Origin of the sequence: Catellatospora bangladeshensis, assembly GCF_016862575.1 — a bacterium.
Classification (GTDB): domain Bacteria; phylum Actinomycetota; class Actinomycetes; order Mycobacteriales; family Micromonosporaceae; genus Catellatospora; species Catellatospora bangladeshensis.
Genome location: NZ_BONF01000008.1, coordinates 128,914 through 149,664, shown reverse-complemented (window position 1 = coordinate 149,664; position 20,751 = coordinate 128,914). Strand labels below are relative to the sequence as shown.

Below are 20,751 nucleotides of genomic sequence, written 5' to 3'. Positions count from 1 at the left end.
GTAGAAGAAGGTGCCCTTCTTAACCTCGCCCCCTCAGGCGCTGGTCACGCGGCGCCGATCACCTCGGCGAGCTGGCGTACCGCCCAGGAGATCTCGTCCTCCTCGATGACCAGCGGCGGGGCCAGCCGAATCGTGGTGCCGTGGGTGTCCTTGGCGAGCATGCCGCGGGCCATCAGCTTCTCCGACGCCTGCCGGCCGCTCATCACGCCCGGGTCGATGTCGACCCCCGCCCACAGGCCGCGCCCGCGGACCGCCGTGACGCCCCGGCCCATCAGCGCGCGCAGCTGCTCGTGCAGCAGGCCGCCCAGCTCGGTCGAGCGCTTCTGATACTCGCCGGTCTCCAGCAGCTTCACGACCTCGATGCCGACCGCGCAGGCCAGCGGGTTGCCGCCGAAGGTCGAGCCGTGCTGGCCGGGCTGGAGCACGCCGAGCACCTCGCGGCTGGCCGCGACGGCGGAGACGGGCACGATGCCGCCGCCCAGCGCCTTGCCCATGATGTGCATGTCCGGCCGGACGTCCTCGTGGTCGACGGCGAACGTGCGCCCGGTGCGGGCCAGGCCGCTCTGGATCTCGTCGGCCAGGAACAGCACGTTGCGCTGGCTGCACAGGGCCCGTACGCCGGACAGGTAACCGTCCGGCGGGACCAGCACGCCCGCCTCGCCCTGGATCGGCTCCAGCAGCACCGCGACGGTGTACTCGTCGACCGCGTCGGCCAGCGCCTCCAGGTCGCCGTACGGCACGATCTCGAAGCCCGGGGTGTACGGGCCGAAGTCGGCGCGCGCGTCCTCGTCGGTGGAGAAGCTGATGATCGTGGTGGTGCGGCCGTGGAAGTTGTCCGCCGCCACGATGATCTTCGCCTGCCCGTCCGGCACACCCTTGACCTGGTAGCCCCACTTGCGGGCCACCTTGATCGCGGTCTCCACGGCCTCGGCGCCGGTGTTCATCGGCAGCACCAGGTCCTGGCCGGTGAGCGCGGCCAGCCGCTGGCAGAACTCGGCGAACTGGTCGTGGATGAACGCGCGGCTGGTCAGCGTGAGCTTGTCCAGCTGCGCGTGCGCGGCGGCGATCAGGCCGGGGTGCCGGTGGCCGAAGTTCAGCGCCGAGTACCCGGACAGGAAGTCCAGGTAGCGCCGCCCGTCGACGTCGGTGACCCAGCAGCCCTCCGCCTCGGCGATGACGACCGGCAGCGGGTGGTAGTTGTGCGCCGTGTACCGCTCCGCCTCGGCTACCGCGGAGGGCGTACGGCTGTCGACGATCGAGTTCATGAGCGCAGCTCCAGGGTGCAGCACTTGGGTCCACCACCGGCCAGGCGCAGCTCGGAGACGTCCACTCCGATCGGCTCGTAGCCGGCCTTGCGCAACTCCTCCGCGAGGTGGGTGGCCTGGACCGGCAGCACGACGTTGACGCCGTCGCTGACCGCGTTGAGTCCCAGCACCTCGGCATCCTCGATATTAGCGATCACGGCGTCCGGGAACAGCTGACGCAGCACACTCTGGCTGCCCGGCGAGAACGCCTCGGGCAGGTAGGCGATGTTGGCGGGCTTGCCGTCGGCGCCCGTGGACAGCACCGCGAGCGCGGTGTCCAGGTGGTAGAAGCGCGGGTCCACCAGCTGCAGGGTGATCACCGGGCGGCCGAAGACCTCCTGAACCTCGGCGTGCGAGGCGTGCGCGGTGCGGAAGCCCGTACCGGCCAGGACGTAGTCCCCGGCGAGCAGGATGTCGCCCTCACCCTCGTTGACGTGCTTGGCGTCGTGCACCTCGTAGCCGGCGCGGTCGAACCAGTCGCGGTAGGCCGGGCCCTCGTCGGCGCGCTCGGCGTGGCGGAACTGGGCGGTGAACATCCGGCCGTCGATCACGGTGCCGCCGTTGGCGGCGAAGACCATGTCGGGCAGGCCGGGCACGGGGTCGATGAGCTCGATCTGATGGCCGAGGTTCTCGTACGTGGCCTTGAGGCTCTCCCACTGGCTGATCGCCAGGGTGGTGTCGTACGGCGCGGCCGGGTCCATCCAGGGGTTGATCTTGTAGGTGACGGCGAAGTGGGTGGGCCGGCACATCAGAAAGCGCTTCTGCATGATCTAACGCTAAGGGGGAAGATCGCAGCGTAACCATCATTCGGCCATGCGCATGACCTTGGTTTCTTGCGCATTTCATCGTGTCGACCAACGATCCGTTGCGTCAACATCCACTTGCGCGTTCGGCGGTGCGCCTCCCCGTGCCTCCGACGCTAGCGCGCCACCGCTCGCGCCGCGATCCCGCGCGTGCGCGGCGCGCCGGGCGCGGGCCGGTTCCGGAGTGCGCTGAACTGTCGTTAAAGTGCGGCGCATGACTGACAGCCAGCAAGTAGCGATCGTCACCGGCGCCGCCCGGGGCATCGGCGCCGCCACGGCCGTGCGGCTCGCCGCCGATGGATTCGCCGTCGCCGCCGTCGACCTCGCCGAGGAGAACTGCGCCGACACCGTCGCGGCGATTTCGAAGGCGGGCGGCCGGGCCATCGCGGTCGGCGCGGACGTGTCCGACTCCGCCGCCGTGGATGCCGCCGTGGCGCACGTCGCGGCCACCCTCGGCGCACCCGCCGCGCTGGTCAACAACGCCGGGGTGCTCCGCGACAACCTGCTGTTCAAGATGACCGACAGCGACTGGGACACCGTCATGTCGGTGCACCTGCGCGGCGCGTTCCTGTGCAGCCGCGCGGTGCAGAAGTACATGGTCGAGCAGAAGTACGGCCGCATCGTGTCGCTGTCCAGCACGTCCGCGCTCGGCAACCGCGGCCAGGCCAACTACGCCGCCGCCAAGGCCGGCCTGCAGGGGTTCACCAAGACCCTGGCCATCGAGCTGGGGCCGTTCGGCATCACCGCGAACGCGGTCGCGCCCGGCTTCATCGTCACCGAGATGACCGCCGCCACCGCGGCGCGCGTCGGCGTCGACTTCGAGGCGTTCCAGGCCGCCCGCGCCGCGGAGACCCCAGTCCGCCGGGTGGGCACCCCCGCCGACGTCGCGCACGCCATCTCGTTCCTGGCCAGTGAGGGCGCCGGCTTCGTCACCGGCCAGGTCATCTACGTCGCCGGCGGCCCCCGCGGCTGACCAAGCCCCGTTCTGTCATCGACGTTGGCCTATATGGATGAGCTTTCGAAAATCGAACTCATCCAGATAGGCCAACGTCCATAAAAAGCTACTCGCGGGTATTGTGATCTAGCTCACGACATGGTTACCTCTCGGTAACTTCGTCGCAGCACCGCTGACACCCCCGCGAGGTGCACCGTGAGGAGATCCCTGTCCCTCCTGGCGGTGGCCGTTCTGGCCGCCACCACCTGGGCCGTCCCCGCCCAGGCCGCCCCCACCACCGGTTTCCGCTTCATCGACATCACCGCCCCGGACGGGGTGGTCCTCAACGCCAACGTCATCGAGCCGACCAGTCCCGGCCGCCATCCCGCCGTGGTCTTCCCGTCCAGCTGGGGCCTCAACGACCTGGAGTACGTCGCCCAGGCCGGGGCGCTCGCCGAGGGCGGGTACACCGTGCTCTCGTACACGCCGCGGGGCTGGTGGGCCTCGGGCGGCGAGATCGACACCGCCGGGCCGAAGGACGTCGCCGACGCGTCCCGGGTGCTCGACTGGCTCGTCGCGAACACCACCGCCGACGCGTCCCGCATCGGCATGGCCGGCGTCTCCTACGGCGCCGGCATCAGCCTGATCACGTCCGCGCACGACGCCCGGGTGCGGGCCGTGGCGGCGCTGTCCGGCTGGAGCGACCTCGTCGCCTCCCTCTACGGCGGCGACACCCGGCGGCTGCAGTCGTCGGCGCTGCTGGTCGGGGCGGCGGCGTTGCTCGGCGACACGAGCGCCGAGTTCGACGCGGTCATCGCCGACTTCTACGCCAACCGGAACATCCCCGGGGTTAAGGCGTTCGCGCAGGCCCGCTCGGCGGCGGCATACCTGCCCGCGCTCAACGCCAACCGCCCGGCGGTGCTCATGGCCAGCGGGTACGGCGACACGATCTTCCCGCCCAACCAGCTCGTCGACTTCTACGGTGCGCTGGCCGGGCCGAAGCGGCTGGAACTGGCCCCCGGCGACCACGCGATCCCGGAGCTCACCGGCCTGGCCGGGCTGGACAACCACGTGTGGACCTCGGTGCGGCGCTGGTTCGACCGGCACCTGTCCGGCATCGCGAACGGCATCGACACCGAGCCGTCCGTGGTGCTGCGCTCGATGACCGGCGGGCCGGTCGAGGCGTACTCGAACTGGGCCGCGACCAGCACCACCACCCGCCGGTACGGCCTGTCCGAAGTCAACTGGCTCACCGGCACCGGCGGCCTGGGCGGCACCGCGACGACCGGCTGGTCCCGGCGGGCCTGGTTCAACGACGACACCGTCGCCGCCGGGGGAGTGGTGCTGCTGTCCAACGGGCTGCAGGCGCTCACCGGCATCCCGCCGACGGCCTGGCTGCCCGCGGTGGACCGCGACAACGCCGGGGTCTGGCTGGGCGACACGACCGGCGCCACGGTACGCATCCGCGGCAGCGCCACGGTGCACGCCCGGTTCACCCCGACCGAGCGCAGCGGCACCATCGTGGCGTACCTCTACGACGTCGACGCCCTGGGCACCGGCCGCCTGATCACCCACGCGCCGGTCTCCTGGCTCGACGCGACCGCCAACACGGCCCGCACGGCCGACATCCGCCTGCCCGCGACCAGCTGGGACGTGCCCGCCGGCCACCGCCTCGCGCTGGTGATCGACGGCCACGACGGCCTCTATCTCGACGAGAACGCCTGGCTCGGCTCCGTCGCCTTCTCCGGCCAGTCCTGGCTGGACCTGCCCACCCGCTGACCCCCGCGGGCACGGCTCCCGCCATGTCGTACCAGGACGTGGCGGGAGCCGTGATCAGTAGTGGGAGGTCATTCGGCGATCGAGCCGCGGGGCGGGACGACGAGGCCGTAGATGACCAGGATGCAGAGGGCGATGTTGACGATCGACCAGAAGGGGTAGACCGGCAGGTAGAGCATCTGGAGCAGGGCCGTCGCGCCGGCCAGGCCGATGCCCGCGCCGCGCGCCCACTCCTGCCCGGCCAGGATGCCGGCGCCGACGGCGATCAGCACCGCGCCGAGGATGAGGTGCAGCCAGCCCCAGGTGTGCAGGTTGAACAGGTACAGCTCCCCACCCGTGGAGGTGGCGTAGGCGGCGTACCGGTCGTTGACGATCGCGAAGATTGCCTCCACCACGTTGAACACCCCCAGTAGCAGGATCATCAGACCGGAGAAGGACAGCCAGCCCGACCCGATGCGATCGGTCGCTTTCGCCACGGTCGACATAGCACCCACCTTCGTGCGAAACGGACGAAGCACCTTCACGTTATCCCTGCGTGAGCCCCTGCTCAGGCGGAACGGCGGAAACGCGGTGCCGGTGCGCGCGGGAGATCGCCCAGGCCGCCAGCGCGGTCGTGATGGGAACCGCCGCGATCAGCCCCAGCGTGCCCACCACGCCCCGCACGATCTCCGCGGCCATGACCTGGGTGGCGAGCACGTCCCTGGTACGCGTGCCCGCCGTGACCAGCAGCAGCATCAGCGGGAGCGACGCGCCCGCGTACGCCAGGATGATGGTGTTGACCACGGACGCGACGTGGGAGCGGCCCACCTTGATCGCCGACCGGTAGAGGCGGCGGGCGCTCAGCGTGGGGTCGGCCAGCGACAGCTCGCCGACGATGGCCAGCTGGGTGATGGCGACGTCGTCGAGCACGCCCAGGGTGCCGATGATGATCCCGGCCAGCAGCAGGCCGCGCAGGTCCACCCCGGCCAGCACGTTGGTGAGGATCGCGGCCTCGTCCGAGCCCGCGCCGGACAGGTGCAGCAGGTGGGTGCAGAGCAGGCCGAGCAGGCCGGTGAGCACGAGCGCGGCGAGCGTGCCGAGCACCGCCATGGACGTGCCCACGCTGACGCCGTGGGTGAGGTAGATGACCGCGAACATGATCACGGCGGAGCCGACGATCGCCACCGCCAGCGGCGGCTCGCCGCGCTGGATGGCGGGCAGGATGAACAGCAGCAGCACCCCGAAGCTGACCGCGAGCCCGACCAGGCTGGCCACGCCGCGCCAGCGGGCGAAGCCGATCACCGCCGCGGCGAACAGCGCGACCAGCGCCAGCAGCCAGCCCCACCGGTCGTGGTCGACCACGGCGTAACGCTGCCCGCCCTGCGCGTCGGGCGAGGAGATCAGCACGACCTTGTCGCCGACCGCCACCTGGGGCGCGCTGGGCCCGGTGGGGACCACGGCGTCCACCGTCTCGCCGCCGACCCGCACCTGGGCGGTGCCGCAGTCGCCGCCCGGCTGGGCGGGCACCTCGCGCGGGCAGGGCGGGGTCGCCGCGACCACCTCGCCGTGCAGGCGGGCCATGGTGTCCGACGGCTGCTGCGCCGTCTCGCCGCGCGGCCACAGCACGATCAGCCCGATCAGGGTGGCCACCACCAGCGGCACGATGACCAGCGTGACTATCCGGCGCAGGTCCGGTGGCGCGGGTGGGAGCGTCTCGCTGGGCTCGTGGCTGTGACCGGCTCCCATGTGCCGAAACTAGCCCGCGAACCCCCGGCAGTAGGCGCCTTTGGCCTTCTTGCCCGCACCGGTGACCAGCATGGTGAACCGGTAGCCGTCGTCGGCGTAGGTGACGAACACCCGTCCGTCGGCCGCGACGGTGAGCCCGGCCTGGCGCGGCTCCAGCTCGATCGGGGCCAGCACGGTGCGCCGCCCCGTGCCGGTTCCGCCGGGCGGGCACTGCCAGAGCACCAGCCGCCGTCCGGGCAGGCTGCCGGTGAGCGAGCCCGCGTCGGCGGGGACCGGCTCGACGCCCAGGCCGTACAAAGTGTTCCCGGCGACCAGGGCCACCGGGTCGGCCCCGGTTACGCCGGGCGGCGGCACCTCCGCCAGGCGCGGCATGCCGTCCGCGCCGGTCACGGCCACGGCGGGCGCGGCCCCGTCGGCGGGTGCGGTCGTGGTGCTGAGGCGTACCTCGGCGCAGTCCGCGTGCACACAGCCGGCGACGTGTGCGGTCGTTCCGGCGGGGTCGCGCAGCAGCACGGTGGGCCGGTCCTGGGCGTCCAGGGTGAGCCGCAGCAGCGGCGCGGGTGCGAACCGGCCGTCGGGCAGGTCGAGGCTGAGCGGCAGCGTGGCCAGCACCTTCAGCGAGCGGGCGGTGCAGTGGACGGTGGTGCACCGGGTCACCGCCAGCTGCACCCGCGCCTTGCCGTCAGCCGCGGGCAGCAGCGGGCGGGCGGTGGCGACCACGATCGCGCCGTCCGCCCCGGCCGCGACCGCGAGCTGCGCCTCGTCCTCGTCGCCGCCGCTGTGCCAACGGGTGATGCCGTCCTCGCAGGTGCCCGGCTGCGGCTTGGCGTCCGCCGGGGCCCAGGGCGCCGAGCAGCGCTGCAGCTGCACCGCGTCGTCGCCGTCGGTCTTGATCACTCCCGGCATCTCGCGGCCGCGGATGCCCGCGGCGACCACGGTGCCGTCCGCGGTGACGGCGGTCGCGGCGTACGGGCCGCCGAGCGCCAGCGGATCCGAGGACTGGGACACCACGGACCCGCACGCGTCGTCGAGACACCAGTGCGGGCCGAACGTGGTCACCACGACCGGGTGCCCGCCCTGGGGCCACGCCGTGGCCAGCACTTCGCCACTCCACGACACGTCGGTGCGGGTGGCGCGCGGGCCGCCGAACGGGTCGCCGACCACCACCGCACCCCCGGCGAGCATCGGGGCCAGCAGCAACGCGACCGCTCCGGCCACGGCGGCCGGGCGCGGGGCGGCCGGGGCGGACAGCTCGGCCAGCCGCCGGTCCACCTCGTCCAGCGACACTTCGGGACCTGCCTGCCCGGCAGGGCGCCGCCGCAGGTAGACGTCCGCGAGGGTCCGGGACTGCAGCAGCGCGGCCGCCGCCAGGCCCAGCGCTTCCAGCGGCACGGCCGCGACGGGCAGGCGCATGGCGATCGTCTCGGTGAGCGCGGTCGCCAGCAGCGGCAGGACCACCACGCCGAGCAGCAGTGAGGCGCCGGTGCGCACCAGCCTGCCCGAGGCGAGCGCGTGCGCGTGCGCGAGGCGGTTGCCCGCGCCGTCGCCGAGCACGATCGCCGGGATCACCAGCAGCCGGGTCGCCAGCACGGCCAGCACGGGGAGGAGCACCAGGAGCAACACCGCGGCGAACTCGAATACGGACGCGCGCTCCCCGACCGGGCCCAGGGCGGCGCTGCCGAACAGCATGAGCCCCTGCGCGGCGATCGCGATGAGCAGCAGCATCACGAGGAGCCAGGGCAGCCGCCGGACGGCGACCCGCAACGCGGCCCACGGCGATACGGGCCGCCCGCGCAGGCCTCCCGCCGCGACGATCGTGCCCGCCGCGAACGCGACGATCCAGCCCACGGCGACCAGCAGCTTGCCTGCCCCGCCCGCGGACTCCGCCGGGCCGGGCAGCAGCGAGCCGTCCAGGACGGTGCTGCCGGCCCCGGCGGTGAACACGCCGATCAGCTCCCGCAGCAGCAGCGCGGGGGCCAGCGCCACGGCGATCACGACGAGCAGGGCCCGCCGGTCCCGCCGGGCGGGCCGCACCGGCCGTACGGGCGCGGCGGTGGTGCTCGGCGGCAGGGGTGGCGAGGGCGGACGCGGTGCGGTGGTCGTCGGCACGCCCCGCAGCGTAGCGGCGGCAGGCCCGTGCCACCGCCCCGCCGGGAGGGCGGCCGGGCTCACACCGGCGGCGGCTCAACCGCCCACAAGGCTCAGCCCGGCGTGCCCACCGCCGTATGCGCCTGGCCCAGGGTGAGCGCCCGGACGTGCTCGATCAGGGTCACCAGCACCTCGCGGCCGGAGCGCCGGTCCCGCGCGTCGCACAGCACCACCGGCACGTCCGGATCCAGCGACAGCGCGTTGCGCACCGCCGGGATCTCGAACTGCTGGTTGCCGTGGAAGCAGTTCACCGCGACCACGAACGGCACCCGGCGGCGCTCGAAGTAGTCGATCGAGGGGAAGCTGTCGGCCAGCCGCCGGGTGTCGGCCAGCACGACCGCACCCAGCGCGCCGATCGCCAGCTCGTCCCACAGGAACCAGAACCGGTCCTGGCCCGGGGTGCCGAACAGGTACAGCACCGCGCTGTCGCCGATGGTGATCCGACCGAAGTCCATGGTGACGGTGGTGGTGCGCTTGGCCTCCACTCCGGACAGGTCGTCGGAGTGGGTGCTCGCCGAGGTCAGCACCTCCTCGGTGTGCAGGGGCAGGATCTCGCTCACCGTGCCCACCATTGTCGTCTTACCCGCGCCGAACCCACCCGCGACCAGGATCTTTATCGCAGTGGGAACGGACCGGGCTCGGTCGTCACGCATGACGGAGGCCAAGGATCACCGCCTGGAGGATGTCGTCGTCCGGGACGTGGCCGGGGGCCACAGCGGGCGCCATGCGGATGACGGCGCCCTCGTCGAGCAGGTCGGCGAGCAACACCCGGACCACACCGAGGGCAAACCCGGCGCGGGAGGTGAGTTCGGCGACCGAAATCGGTTCACGGGCGTGCTCGAGCAGCGCCCGGTGTTCAGGTTGCAGATGCACGGCGTTGCGGCGCTGCCCCGCCGGTGCCGCCACCACGTAGGTGACGAGGTCGAACAGGCCCGCGCCGGGACGTGCCCGGCCGCCGGTGACGGCGTACGCCCGCACCAGCGGCCCGGCGTCGGCGTCGAGCCACTGGTGCGCATCGTCGTGGTCAGCGCGCATGGGCCGAGGTCGGCCGGGGCTGGGTGCCCAGGCTGTGGCCGATGCGCTCGACGACCATGGCCATCTCGTAGGCGACCATGCCGATGTCGGAGTCCGCGTCGCTGAGCACGGCGAAGCAGCTGCCCTCACCGGCGTCGGTGACCAGCAGGACGGCGTCCTCCATCTCGATCACGGCCTGGCGTACCGGCCCCGCCTTGAAGTGCCGCCCCGCGCTGCGGGACAGGCTGGCGAAACCGGCCGCGATCGCGGCCATGTGATCGGCGTCGGCCTGGGTGAGGTCCCGGGACGCGCCGCGCAGCAGCCCGTCCACGGAGAACACGACGGCCTGCCGCGCCGCGGGCACGCGGTCCACGAAGTCGTCGAGCAGCCAGTCGAGGCTCGCGGGAGTGGTCATGGGGTCGGCTCCTCTGGCGTCGGCACCACTGTGGGGGAGTCAGCGGCGTTCGGGGGCGCGGCGGGGACCGTCGCGGCCGTCCGGCCCCGGTGCGCACCGGCCAGCAGCGACGTCAGGAAGTTGCGGGTGCGCTCGGCGGGGCGCGGCGGCTTCTCACCGGACGGCTCTCCGGCGCGCAGCGGCACCACGGGCTCGGCGCGCAGCGGCGCGGCCAGGTGCGTCTGCGGCGCGCGGACCGGCAGCTCGGCGGGGGCGGCCGGGTCGTCGGACGAGATGACGTCGACCTTCATCGGGACCTCGGCGGGCGCGGCCGGGGCGGCGGGCAGCGCACCGGCGGGCGGCGCGGCCGGGGTGACCTGCGGCAGCGGGCCCTGCCCGTCGACGACCAGGTCACGGGGGAGCAGCACGACCGCGGTGAGCCCGCCGTACGGGGACGGGCGCAGGGTGACCCGGATGCCGTGCCGGGCGGCCAGCCGCGCCACCACGAACAGGCCCAGCCGGGAGCTGTGCGCGGGGTCGAAGTCCGGCGGGTCGGCCAGCCGCGCGTTGGCCTCGTCGACCGCGGCGGCGGGCATGCCCACGCCCCGGTCCTCGATCTCCACCGCGTACCCGTTGGGCAGCAGCTGCCCGCTGACCAGCACGTTGGTGTCGCGTGGCGAGAACGCGGTGGCGTTCTCCAGCAGCTCCGCGAGCAGGTGTACGACGTCGCTGACGGCGCGGCCGCGCAGCGACAGCTCCTGTCCGGGCACGACCGTGATCCGGGTGAACTCCTCCACCTCGGACACCGCCGAGCGCACCACGTCGTGCAGCGGCACGGGGTGGCGCCAGCCCCGGCCGGGCACCGCCCCGGCGAGGATGACCAGGTCCTCCGCGTGGCGGCGCATCCGCGCGCCGAGGTGGTCGATGCGGTAGAGGTCCTCCAGGTCCTGCGGGTCGGAGACGCGGCGCTCCATGGCGTCGAGCAGCGCGAGCTGCCGGTGCAGCAGCAGCTGGCTGCGCCGGCCGATGTTGAGGAAGACCTGGTTGAGCCCGGCCCGCAGGGTCGCCTCCTGCACGGCCGAGCCGACGGCGGTGCGCTGCACCTCGGCGAACGCGTTCTCCAGCTCGTGCAGCTCGTCCTCGACCGTGGTGGCCGGGGGCACCTCGGCGTCCACGTCGACCGTGTGCCCGGCCCGCAGCCGGGCGACCACGTCGGGCAGGCTGTGCCCGGCGACGTGCAGCGCCCGCTCGCGCAGGGCGTTGATGCGGGCGATGACCGAGCGCGCCACCCGCAGCGACACCAGCGCCAGCACCACGATGACCACCAGCCCGACCCCGCCGGCCAGGCCGAGCTGGAGCAGGATCGCGGTGGCGGCGGGCATGGTCGCGCTGATGGTGCGGTCGGCGGCCGCAGACTCCAGCGCGTACAGCCGCCCGTCCACGGTGGTGTAGTCGGCGGCCCACTGGCCGGCGTCGACGGCGGGCACCGGCTTGGTCAGGTCGGCCAGCCGCTCCTCGATCGCGCGCAGGCGCAGGTACGCCGCGCTGTCCAGCACGCCCTGGTAGGACGCGCGGTCGTCGGGGTGCAGGTAACGCGTGGCCGTGTCGTGCGCGCGCCGCTGCAGCGCGATGATCCGGACGGCCTCGGCCCGCTCCGCGGCGGTCAGCGGGCCGTTCGCGACGGCCGCCGAGATCAGGGCGTTCTCCCGGGCGTACAGCTCGCGCGCCTCGGTCAGCGCGAGCACGGTGGTGGCCTGGCGGTTCAGCGCCTCGTCGTCCAGCCCGGACACCGAGCCGTAGAGGCCGAACGCCCGGTCGATGATCCCGCTGTAGAGGCGCAGGATCTGGACCCGGTCGTACTGCCGGGTGTCCACCACCGCACGGCCCAGGGGCAGCTCCTCCAGCGCCTTGCCGACCGCGTCCAGGTGCTGCCGCGTGAGCGGGCTGGCCGCGTCGCGGGCGTCCTCGCTGCCGGTGAGCCTGCGGAACTCGGCCAGCGCCGCGTCGGTGCCCGCCCGCTGGTCGGCCAGCTCCACCTGCGCGCCGGTGCTGCCCACGAAGCGCACCGACAGCGCGCGCTCCGCCTGGAGCTGGGTGACCAGGTCGTAGGCGGGCTTGCCGAACAGGTCCACCCCGGACTTGACGTCCATCAGGTTGGTGGCGGCACCGAGCGTGATGCTCGTGCTGAACAGCCACATGCCCGCGAGCGGCACCAGGGGCACCAGCAGGAGCAGCATCACCCGAGATCTGATCGACCAGCTTCGCCGGGGGAAGACGCGTCGCATGCTGACCTCGAATGCGTGCCGGGGGTGGGAACCACGCGGGGGAATCGTGGAAATACTACTGATCTCACGGCCCCGGCACATCTCACGGTCGGCAGTTGTTCACGAGGTAGCACACGAAAACGCGATGACCGGCACCGATACCGATGCCGATCATCGCGTTGACGGCCGTCGTCACGCGGGGACGAACCACACCGCCGCGTACGGTCCGACCGCGACGGTCGCGTATCCGTCGGCGTCGGTGCGCACCCGCCCCATGCTGCCGATGCCCGAGCCGCCGTAGCTCTCACCGTCGGTGTTGAGCACCTCCAGCCAGGCGCCCGGCCGGGGCAGCCGGATCCGGTGCTCGTGCAGCGGGATGCCGGAGAAGTTGGCGACACAGGCCAGCAGCTTCTTCGACGTCTTGCCGTGGCGTACGAAGGAGACGGTGTTGGTGCCCGAGTCGTGCGGGTCGATCCAGCTGAACCCGCCCGGCTCGGTGTCGCGGGCCCACAGCGCGGCGCTGTCGCGGTAGATCCGGTTCAGGTCGCGCACCAGGTCCCGGACGTCGCCGTGGTAGTCGGCGTGCGCCCAGTCCAGCCCGAACTGCTCGCTCCACTCCGACTCCTGAGCCAGCTCGGCGCCCATGAAGAGCAGCTTCTTGCCGGGGAAGGCGTACATGTAGCCGAGCAGCCCGCGCAGTCCGGCCAGCCGCTGCCAGCGGTCGCCGGGCAGCTTGCCCATCAGCGAGCGCTTGCCGTGTACCACCTCGTCGTGGCTGAGCGGCAGCACCCAGTTCTCGTCGAACGCGTAGCAGCTGGGCCAGGTGAGCTGGTGGTGGTGGTAGCTGCGGTGCGCCGGGTCCTTCTTGACGTACTCCAGGGTGTCGTGCATCCAGCCCATGTTCCACTTCATGCCGAAGCCCAGGCCGCCGAACTCGACCGGCTTGGACACGCCGGGCCAGGCCGTCGACTCCTCGGCGATCATGATCACGCCGGGCTGGTCGGCGTACACCGAGGTGTTCAGCTCCTGGAGGAAGGACACCGCCTCCAGGTAGGTGTTGCCGCCGTCGACGTTGGGCGTCCACTGCCCGGGCTGCCGGGAGTAGTCGAGGTAGAGCATGGACGCGACGGCGTCCACCCGCAGGCCGTCGACGTGGAACTCCTCGCACCAGTAGCGCGCGTTGGCGACGAGGAAGTTGCGCACCTCGCGGCGGCCGTAGTTGAACACCAGGGTGCCCCAGTCGGGGTGCTCGCCCCGCTGCGGGTCCTCGTGCTCGTAGAGCGGCGTGCCGTCGAAGCGGGCCAGCGCCCAGTCGTCCCGGGGGAAGTGGGCGGGGACCCAGTCGAGCAGCACCCCGATGCCGGCCTGGTGCAGCCGGTCCACCAGGTGGCGGAACTGGTCCGGGTCGCCGAAGCGGGCGGTGGGGGCGTAGAAGCCGGTGATCTGGTAGCCCCACGAGCCGCCGAACGGGTGCTCCATCACCGGCAGGAACTCCACGTGGGTGAAGCCCAGGTCGGTGACGTAGTCCACCAGCTCGTCGGCCAGCTCCTTGTAGGACAGGCCGGGCCGCCATGAGCCGAGGTGCACCTCGTAGACGGCCATCGGCCGCGCGTGGTGGTCGGCCTTCTTCGCGCGGCCGGCCAGCCACTTCTCGTCGTTCCAGGTGTACGCGGAGGAGAACAGCACCGACGCGTTCTCCGGCGGGCACTGCGCGGCCTTGGCCAGCGGGTCCGAGCGGTAGGTCCAGCGCCCGTCCGCGCCCTGGACCCGGAAGCGGTAGCGCTGCCCGGCGGCCGCCTGCGGCACCGTCGCCGCCCACACGCCGCTGCCCCCCTGCGGGTGCATGGCGATGCCGTCGTCCGGCCACCAGCCCGAGAAGTCGCCGATGACCTGCACCTCGCGGGCGTTCGGCGCCCAGACCGCGAAGCGCCAGCCCTCGCCGCCGTCCACCGGGTTGGCGCCGAGCACCTGCCAGAGCCGCTCGTGCCTGCCCTCGCCGATCAGATAAAGGTCGAGATCACTTATCAGGTTCATCGGTTCCCCTTCGCGCTGCGGCTGGCCTCCCGTTGACCAACGAACGGAGATCGGAAAGGAACGGTCACCGCAGCAGGTTTCCGTCGGGCACGACGATCAGCGGGCGGTCGCCGCCGGCCTGCTCGGCCAGGCGTTCTGCCTGGAAGGAGGGCTCCTGCGCGATGGCGTTGCGGTATGCCTGCGCCGTGGTGGCCGCGATGGTCTGCCAGCCGTAGCGCTTGGACACCATGCTCAGCGCCCGCTTGGCGATCTGCTTGGCCTTCACCGGCTCGGCCAGCAGCGTGCCCACCGCGCCGGCCAGCGCGTCGGGGTCGCTGTGCGGGAAGGTCATGCCGGTCACGCCGGGCTCGACGATCTCGGCCAGCCCTCCGGTCGCGGCCACGGCCAGGGGCGCGCCCGCCGCGGCCGCCTCCAGCGCGACCATGCCGAACGGCTCGTAGAGCGAGGGCACCACGGTCGCGTCGGTCGCCGCCAGCACGGGCGGCAGCTCCCGCTCGGACAGGAAGCCGATGAAGCTGATGGTCTTCTCCAGCTTCAGCTCGTGCGCCGCCTCGACCAGCTGCTCGCGGTAGGGGCCGTCCCCGGCGATGACCACTCGCAGGCCCGGGTGCTCGTCGACCAGCTGCGGCACCGCGTCCACGAGGTGCTGCACGCCCTTCTCGTAGACCAGCCGCCCGGCGAAGCCGACCAGCGGGCCGTCCCCGGCGAACCGGGACCGGGCCTCCTTGACCTTCTGTGCGGGCGCCTTCCAGACCCGGCCGTCGACCCCGTTCGGGATGACGTCGACCTTGCCGATGGGCAGATTGAGCAGCCGGGTGACCTCCCAGCGCATGTACTCCGAGCAGACCAGCACCCGGCAGGCGCGGTGGCCCAGCCACCACTCGACGGAGTGGATGCTCTTGTTCAGGTCCTCCGGCAGCCAGCCCTGGTGCCGCCCGGCCTCGGTGGCGTGGATGGTGGCGACCAGCGGCTTGCCGAGGTGCTCGGCCAGCGTGACGGCGGTGTGCGTGACCAGCCAGTCGTGGCCGTGGATCACGTCGTAGTCGTCGGCCTCGGCGGCCCGCAGCGCCGCCCGGGTGAGGGTGTGGTTGAACGCCATCGTCCAGGCCAGCAGCGTCGGTGTGGCCAGCGGGAACAGCGGCGGGTCCTCCGGCGCGCGCACGATGCGCACCCCCTGCACGCCGGGCACCGGCGGGGGAGCGTACTCCTCCAGCGGCGCGCCGGGCGCGTGCCGGGTGACCACGGTGACGTGGTGGCCCGCCATCACGAGCGAGTTGGCCAGCGCGTGTACGTGCCGGCCCAGCCCGCCGACCACAACCGGCGGGTATTCCCAGGAAAGCATCATGATCCGGAGCGGCTTCGCTGCCGACGCCGGACCCGATGGAACGGGAAGGTTCATGGTCATGCGGCCCCCTCGCAGACAACCCGGGCACACGGAACTAGGCACCGGACACTCGGTGCCTGTACGCCATTGGGGTTGTACAAAGTCTGACTGATACCGATTTCGGACTGGGGACCTTTTGTTTCGTGTCTGTTACGCTCTGCTACTGGTCGGTAGACATGAGGTGATCACGCAAGGTCTCGGCCACGCTCCATGCCTGGAACGGGCACGCCGTCGCCCGGTGCGGCGCCGCTCCGTCGGCGGTCTCGCTGACCGAGCCCAGGCCGTGGTCGCCCAGGTGCGCGACCAGGCCGGTGCCCAGGTCGCGGGTGGACAGCCCGGCCCTGCGCAGCGCGTCGCCCAGCGGCCCGATCAGCCACGGCCACACCGTGCCCTGGTGGTACGCCTGATCCCGGCTGCGCAGGTCACCGCCGTGGTACGGCCGGTACGCCGGGTCGGCCGGGTCGAGGCTGCGCAGTCCGAGCGGGGTGAGCAGCGCGTCGGCGATCCGGCGCAGCACCGCCGGGTCCGGCTCCATCGGCGCGTACGGCAGCGAGTACGCCAGCAGCTGGTTCGGGCGCAGCGCGGCGTCGTCCGGATCGAGCACGTCGAACAGGTGCCCGGCCGGGGCCGGGAAGCGCCGCCGGAACGCCGCCTCGGTCACCGCGTGCCGCCGCCGCACGTCGTCGGCGTGCCGCCCGGCCCGCTCGCGCAGCACGGCCAGCGCCGCCAGCCCGTTGCACCACAGCGCGTTGATGTCCACCGCCTTGCCCGCCCGCTGCGTCACCGGCATGCCGTCGACCCGCGCGTCCATCCAGGTCAGCGCCTCGCCGTCGGCGCCCTGCACGAGCAGCCCGTCGCTCTCGTCCACCTTGATGCCGTAGCGGGTGCCGCGCAGGTGCGCCGCCAGCACCTCGTCCAGCGCGGGCAGCAGCTCGGCGGCGAGGTCCTCGTCGCCGGCCGCGCGCACGTGCCGCTCGACCGCGTGCAGGAACCACAGCGTCGCGTCGGCGGTGTTGTAGCCGACCGCGCCGCCGTCGGCCGTGTTGGCGAGCATGCCCTCCGACAGCGTCGCGGCGTACGCCCGCAGCAGCTCCCGCCCCTGCTCGGCGCGCCCGGTGGCCAGGAACAGGCCCTCGTACGAGGTCATCGTGTCGCGTGACCACGCGCCGAACCACGGGTAACCGGCGACCACGTCCGGCCCGTTCGCCGTGGTCACCACGAACGCGTCCGCGGCCAGGGTCAGCGTCGCGGTCACGGTGTCGGCCGCCCCCGACGTCAGCGACCAGCGGCGGGCCCGCTCGGCTTCGACGATCTCCGTCGCGGGCGGCGGCTCGGCGCCCAGGTCACCGGCCCACGCCGTCACCTCCAGCGCATCGCCGGGCTCGCTGAGCACGGCGGTGAACCGGCCCGCCAGCAGCAGGTCCTCGTTCGGCACGTAGCCGCGCGCGGCCTCCGCCCGGTGGTGCACGCCGTGCAGCCAGGTCCCGTCCGTCGACCAGCGCGCGCCGGGCCCTTCCGCCGAGGTGGGAACGCCGCCGTGACTGAGCGAGCCGCGCAGCCGGTACGCGTCGGCGACGACCGCGCCGCCCGCGGCCTCGCGCAGCGGCAGGTGCCCGGCGCGGCGCTCGCCGTGCTGGTCGCGCCAGGTGCACAGGGCCTCCAGGGACAGCTCGACCGGGCCGCCGGAGACCAGCCGGTCGATCACGGCGACGCACGAGCTGCCGTGCCGCATGGCCAGCTCGCGCTCCAGGACGGTCGCGCCGATCCGCCAGCGCCACCGGGGCAGCCCGTCGACCAGGGCGAACTCCTCCAGCAGCAGGTGCCCCTCGGGGGCGATGGCGCCGTCGGCCCACTCGTGCACGGCCAGCCGGATCGGGGGGCCGCCGTCGACGCGTACCACCGGATCGAGGGCGGCCAGGCCGACGTGGCGGGTCGCCGGCGTGTCGCCCGCGACCACCAGCAGCGCGTGATAGCGCCGGGTGCGCAGCCCGCTGACCGTGCCCATCGCGTAACCGCCGCGGCCGTCGGCCACCAGCCACTCCCGTGCCGCGCCCAGGGCGAGGTCACCGCATACCTGCGTACCGAATCGCATGGTGACGACTCTGGCAGAAAACCGGGGCAATCGGGATACCGATCACGCGACTCCGCCAAAGTTACGCAGAGGTGTAACAAAGCGGGGCGACAATGATCCCGTGGGCGGCAGCGAGGAGATGGTGTGACTGGGGCGGAGCGCAGGCGGCTGGCGGACGCGGACGCCGGGGCCGAGCCCTGGCGGCTGTGGGGGCCGTACCTCTCCGAGCGGGCCTGGGGCACCGTGCGTGAGGACTACAGCGAGCACGGCACCGCGTGGGAGTACTTCCCGCACGATCACGCCCGCTCCCGCGCCTACCGGTGGAACGAGGACGGGCTGGCCGGCGTCTGCGACGAGCGGCAGACCTTCTGCTTCGGGCTCGGCCTGTGGAACGAGGCCGACCCGATCCTGAAGGAGCGCATCTTCGGGCTCACCGGCAACGAGGGCAACCACGGCGAGGACGCCAAGGAGTACTGGTGGTACACCGACTCCACGCCGACCCACTCGTGGATGTCCTGGCGCTACCACTACCCGCAGCGGGAGTATCCGTACTCCGAGCTGGTCGCGGTCAACCGGCAGCTGGACCGCTCTGAGCCGGAGTACGAGCTGGCCGACACCGGGGTCTTCGCCGACGACCGGTACTGGGTGGTCACCGTCGACTACGCCAAGGCGGGTCCCACCGACCTGTGCATGGTCGTCTCGGTCACCAACCGCGCGCCCGAGCCGGCCACCCTGCACGTGCTGCCCACCCTGTGGTTCCGCAACACGTGGTCGTGGGGCCTGCCCGGCCGCGACGACAAGCCCGAGATCGTCGCCGAGCAGGTCGGCGGGCGCGGCGAGCTGCGCGCGCAGCACCGCATCCTCGGCCGCCTGATGCTCCAGGGTGAGGGCGAGCCGACCGTGCTGGCGTGCGACAACGAGACCAACGCGCGGCGGCTGTGGGGGTACGAGGAGACTCCCGACTACCCGAAGGACGGCATCGCCGACCACGTGGTGCACGGCCTGCCCACGGTCAACCCGGACCGCACCGGCACCAAGGCCGCGCTGCACTACGTGCTCACCGTGCCGTCCGGCGAGACCGCGCGGATCCGGCTGCGCCTGACCCACCTCGCCGCGCCCGGCGGCCGGGAACGGCCGCTGCCGTCGCTCGGCGCCGAGTTCGACGAGGTCATGGCCGCGCGCAGGACCGAGGCCGACGAGTACTTCGCCGACCTGGTCCCGCACGGCACACCCGAGGATCAGGCGCACGTCGTGCGTGCCGCCGTCGCCGGGCTGATGTGGGGCAAGCAGTTCTACCACTACGACGTGGCCCGCTGGCTCGACGGCGACCCCGCCTCGCCACCGCCGCCCGAGGGCCGCCGGCACGGGCGCAACAGCGCCTGGCGGCACATGACCAGCTTCGACGTCATCTCCATGCCCGACCCGTGGGAGTACCCCTGGTACGCCGCGTGGGACCTGGCCTTCCACTGCGTCGCCCTGGCCCGCGTCGACCCGCACTTCGCCAAGGAGCAGATCCTGCTCCTGCTACGCGACTGGTACCTGCACCCCAACGGCCAGATCCCGGCCTACGAATGGGCGTTCGGCGACGTCAACCCGCCCGTGCACGCCTGGGCCGCGCTGCGCGTCTTCGAGATCGACGGCGGGCGCGACTACGCCTTCCTCGCCCGGGTCATGCACAAGCTGCTGCTCAACTTCACCTGGTGGGTCAACCGCAAGGACACCGGCGGCAACAACCTGTTCGAGGGCGGCTTCCTGGGCCTGGACAACGTCGGCCCGTTCGACCGGTCCGCGTCGCTGCCCGTGCCCGGCGTGCTGGAGCAGTCCGACGGCACCGCCTGGATGGCGATGTACGCGCTCAACCTGCTGGAGATCTCGCTGGTCCTGGCCACCCACGACCGCATGTGGACCGACATCGCCACCAAGTTCCTGGAGCACTTCGCGTACATCGCGAACGCCGCGTCACACCAGGGGCTCTGGGACGACGAGGACGGTTTCTTCTACGACCTGCTGCGCCGCACCGACGGCCGGGAGGTGCCGCTGAAGGTGCGCTCGGTGGTCGGGCTGCTGCCGCTGTGCGCGACCACCACGCTCAGCTCGGTGACGCTGGTCCGGTTGCCCGAGATCGCGGCGCGGCTGCGCTGGTTCCTCACCAACCGGCCCGAGTTCACCGAGGTCGTCGGGGCGCGGCGGATCTCCGACGGAGGACAGCAGCAGCGGCTGCTCGCCGTCGTCGGGCCGGAGCAGCTGCGGCGCATCCTGAGCCGGATGCTGGACACCGAGGAGTTCCTGTCCCCGTACGGGCTGCGCACGCTGTCGCGACGGCACCTGGACAAGCCGTACACGATCCGGCTCGGCGGGCACGACTACACGGTCGGGTACGAGCCGGCCGAGTCGGCCAACGGGCTGTTCGGCGGCAACTCCAACTGGCGCGGGCCGATCTGGTTCCCGACGAACTACCTGCTCATCGAGGGGATCCGGCACTACGCCCGGTTCTTCCACGACGACCTGCAGGTGGAGTATCCGACCCGGTCCGGGCAGAAGCTCACCCTGGACCAGATCGCCGACGACCTGTCCGACCGGCTCATCGCGCTGTTCCTGCCCGACCGGCACGGCAACCGGCCCTACCTGCCGGACCACCCGCTGCTCGCCGACCACCCGGACTGGAAGGACCACCTCACCTTCCCGGAGTTCTTCCACGGCGACACCGGCGCGGGCCTGGGCGCCACCCACCAGTGCGGCTGGACCGCCCTCGTCCTCGACCTCATCCTCACCCGCCACCACCCCCGCGGCCTCCGCTAAGCCCCGCTGGTCGGCGCCCTCCGCGTCCTCCCTCGGCGACGAGGGGCCGCCAGTTTCGGGGAAAGTGCAGGCGCTGGTCAAGCGATGCGTGCACTTTCCCC

General features: G+C 72.6%; 15 protein-coding genes. 3 read left to right on the top strand and 12 right to left on the bottom strand.

The window, feature by feature from the left end; all coding sequences use genetic code 11:
- Positions 1–44: 44 nt before the first annotated feature.
- Both rocD and ddaH read right to left on the bottom strand, forming a co-directional pair.
- Positions 45–1,265 carry an ornithine--oxo-acid transaminase gene (gene rocD, locus Cba03nite_RS05815; RefSeq protein WP_203742791.1) on the bottom strand — a complete coding sequence of 407 codons (1,221 nt, stop codon included), beginning with the start codon at positions 1,263–1,265 and terminating at the stop codon, positions 45–47.
- Entirely contained in the window at positions 1,262–2,071 is an 810-nt protein-coding gene (gene ddaH, locus Cba03nite_RS05810; RefSeq protein ID WP_203742789.1) for a dimethylargininase, read from the bottom strand. The genes rocD and ddaH overlap by 4 nt, the downstream gene beginning before the upstream one ends.
- A 250-nt stretch (positions 2,072–2,321) precedes the next feature.
- On the opposite strand from ddaH, the gene Cba03nite_RS05805 reads away from it, so the two are divergent.
- Together Cba03nite_RS05805 and Cba03nite_RS05800 are read left to right on the top strand one after the other, a co-directional pair.
- Positions 2,322–3,080 (top strand): SDR family oxidoreductase, encoded by a 759-nt coding sequence (locus tag Cba03nite_RS05805; RefSeq protein ID WP_203742787.1) that lies wholly within the window; start codon positions 2,322–2,324, stop codon positions 3,078–3,080.
- Between the two features lie 177 nt (positions 3,081–3,257).
- Complete coding sequence (locus Cba03nite_RS05800; RefSeq protein ID WP_203742785.1) at positions 3,258–4,820, top strand: CocE/NonD family hydrolase; 1,563 nt, start codon at positions 3,258–3,260, stop codon at positions 4,818–4,820.
- A 68-nt stretch (positions 4,821–4,888) separates the two neighbouring features.
- On the opposite strand, the gene Cba03nite_RS05795 is transcribed toward Cba03nite_RS05800, so the two are convergent.
- From Cba03nite_RS05795 to Cba03nite_RS05750, 10 genes are all read right to left on the bottom strand, one after another.
- Positions 4,889–5,302, bottom strand: a complete 414-nt coding sequence (locus tag Cba03nite_RS05795; RefSeq protein ID WP_203742783.1) for a DUF7144 family membrane protein — start codon at positions 5,300–5,302, stop codon at positions 4,889–4,891.
- Positions 5,303–5,342: 40 nt separating this feature from the next.
- Positions 5,343–6,542 (bottom strand): YibE/F family protein, encoded by a 1,200-nt coding sequence (locus Cba03nite_RS05790; RefSeq protein WP_203742781.1) that lies wholly within the window; start codon positions 6,540–6,542, stop codon positions 5,343–5,345.
- A gap of 9 nt (positions 6,543–6,551) precedes the next feature.
- Positions 6,552–8,651 carry a hypothetical protein gene (locus Cba03nite_RS05785; RefSeq protein ID WP_203742779.1) on the bottom strand — a complete coding sequence of 700 codons (2,100 nt, stop codon included), beginning with the start codon at positions 8,649–8,651 and terminating at the stop codon, positions 6,552–6,554.
- 92 nt (positions 8,652–8,743) lie between these two features.
- On the bottom strand, positions 8,744–9,343 hold the full coding sequence (locus Cba03nite_RS05780; RefSeq protein ID WP_203742777.1) for a GTP-binding protein: 600 nt from the start codon (positions 9,341–9,343) through the stop codon (positions 8,744–8,746).
- Positions 9,336–9,725 carry a DUF742 domain-containing protein gene (locus Cba03nite_RS05775; protein WP_203742775.1) on the bottom strand — a complete coding sequence of 130 codons (390 nt, stop codon included), beginning with the start codon at positions 9,723–9,725 and terminating at the stop codon, positions 9,336–9,338. The genes Cba03nite_RS05780 and Cba03nite_RS05775 overlap by 8 nt, the downstream gene beginning before the upstream one ends.
- Positions 9,715–10,119, bottom strand: a complete 405-nt coding sequence (locus tag Cba03nite_RS05770) for a roadblock/LC7 domain-containing protein (RefSeq protein WP_203742774.1) — start codon at positions 10,117–10,119, stop codon at positions 9,715–9,717. The genes Cba03nite_RS05775 and Cba03nite_RS05770 overlap by 11 nt, the downstream gene beginning before the upstream one ends.
- The gene (locus Cba03nite_RS05765) at positions 10,116–12,335 is read right to left on the bottom strand and encodes a sensor histidine kinase (RefSeq protein WP_203742773.1); all 2,220 of its coding nucleotides are present in this window, start codon (positions 12,333–12,335) and stop codon (positions 10,116–10,118) included. The genes Cba03nite_RS05770 and Cba03nite_RS05765 overlap by 4 nt, the downstream gene beginning before the upstream one ends.
- A 219-nt stretch (positions 12,336–12,554) precedes the next feature.
- Positions 12,555–14,396 carry a 1,4-alpha-glucan branching protein GlgB gene (glgB, locus tag Cba03nite_RS05760; protein ID WP_203742772.1) on the bottom strand — a complete coding sequence of 614 codons (1,842 nt, stop codon included), beginning with the start codon at positions 14,394–14,396 and terminating at the stop codon, positions 12,555–12,557.
- Between the two features lie 64 nt (positions 14,397–14,460).
- Positions 14,461–15,795 carry a glycosyltransferase family 4 protein gene (locus tag Cba03nite_RS05755; RefSeq protein ID WP_203743269.1) on the bottom strand — a complete coding sequence of 445 codons (1,335 nt, stop codon included), beginning with the start codon at positions 15,793–15,795 and terminating at the stop codon, positions 14,461–14,463.
- A 145-nt stretch (positions 15,796–15,940) separates the two neighbouring features.
- On the bottom strand, positions 15,941–17,872 hold the full coding sequence (locus Cba03nite_RS05750; protein ID WP_203742771.1) for an amylo-alpha-1,6-glucosidase: 1,932 nt from the start codon (positions 17,870–17,872) through the stop codon (positions 15,941–15,943).
- Between the two features lie 123 nt (positions 17,873–17,995).
- Here Cba03nite_RS05750 and Cba03nite_RS05745 point away from each other — a divergent pair, with 123 nt between their 5' ends.
- Complete coding sequence (locus Cba03nite_RS05745; RefSeq protein WP_203742770.1) at positions 17,996–20,650, top strand: MGH1-like glycoside hydrolase domain-containing protein; 2,655 nt, start codon at positions 17,996–17,998, stop codon at positions 20,648–20,650.
- Positions 20,651–20,751: the final 101 nt, after the last annotated feature.